The organism is Mesorhizobium sp. M7A.F.Ca.CA.002.05.1.1, from assembly GCF_003998335.1.
GTDB lineage: Bacteria > Pseudomonadota > Alphaproteobacteria > Rhizobiales > Rhizobiaceae > Mesorhizobium.
Genome location: NZ_RZQI01001252.1, coordinates 1 through 1283 on the forward strand (window position 1 = coordinate 1; position 1283 = coordinate 1283).

Here is a 1283-nt window from a genome sequence, read left to right on the forward strand (position 1 = left end):
GACTTCGAGAAAGTGATGCCAAGCACCCCGAACTCGCGGCCGATGCGGACTGCTTCACGCAGTCGACGAGCAGCGTCGCGCCCCGGTCCCCCCCGCCGGATGAAGCGCTGCACGCGGTCGCATTAGACTCGACCGCCGGCGTCAAAGATCGACTCGGCCAAGGCCTGCGCGCAGGCTTCGTCCCGCCCCTGCACGAAAGCGGCTTCACCTTCCGCGGCGAATACCTCCACCATCGCCTCGAGCCCGGTGCTCGGTTCGATCACGAGGACGCGCTTTCCAACAAGTCCCATGTCCATGGTGTGATCTTTACTGACATGAACAGTGGTTGGTCGCCGGCGCTAGGCAGCCAGGTCCGGAGCAATGGAAAGGACGACACGACCCATCGTACGGCCGTTCTCCAAAGCTTCGTGTGCCGCGCCAACACCGCCGAACAACACCACCCGGTCGACATGAGGGTGCAGCTCGCCGCGATCGACCATCCCGGCAACCCGCCGCAAGACATCGGTCTGTCTCAGCCGGCGAAGATGATCGCCCGCGATCTGCGGCTGTCCGATATTGACGAAGCGGACGTCGAGATTGTTCCATTCCGCTGAATCGTTGCTTCCCTTCGGCCATGGCGAGACGACGGTGTTCACCAGAGTGCCGAACGGCGCGGCGTGGTCGAAGCTTCGCGCAAAATTCTCGTGCCCCACGAAGTCGAAGACGATATCCGCGCCGGCTTTTCCGGTCCAGCGGCGCAAGGCGGCGGCAACGTCCTCCTCGCGATATTGGATCGCCAGTTCAGCACCAAGTGACAGCACGAAGGCAGCTTTTGCGTCGCCTGAGACGGTTGCCGCGATACGGGCGCCGAGCCTGCGCAGGTATTGTATAGTGATATGTCCAAGTCCTCCTGCGCCGCCATGCACCAGGGCGAAGCTACCCGGCTTGGCATCGGCCTTCTCGAATACTGCCTCCCAGGCCGTGAGCGCCACCGTCGGCAACGCCGCTGCCTCGACGAAGCCTAGGCTGACGGGTTTCCGCGCGGCATAATGCCCGTTGAGCACCTTGTATTCGGCGTAGCTGCCGAAATTGCCGGCATAGCCGCCATCGACATACCAGACGGCGTCCCCGGGACGGAGATGGGTGATTGCCGAACCCACCTCTTCAATAATCCCAGTACCGTCAATGCCGAGGATGGTGAATGCGTCCCGCGGGCCAGTCCCATACACCGCGCCATTGCGGCGGTTCTGCCAGTCGGCCGGATTGACCCCCGCCGCCATCACGCGGACCAGAATATCCGTATC

2 protein-coding genes are annotated in these 1283 nt (G+C 63.1%); both read right to left on the minus strand.

The features are described from left to right. Window positions 1-122: 122 nt before the first annotated feature. Entirely contained in the window at window positions 123-296 is a 174-nt protein-coding gene (locus EN939_RS38360; protein ID WP_164748740.1) for a hypothetical protein, read from the minus strand. 42 nt (window positions 297-338) lie between these two features. Beyond that, a partial coding sequence (locus EN939_RS34620) for a quinone oxidoreductase family protein (RefSeq protein ID WP_127271871.1) occupies window positions 339-1283 on the minus strand: 945 nt, incomplete at its 5' end.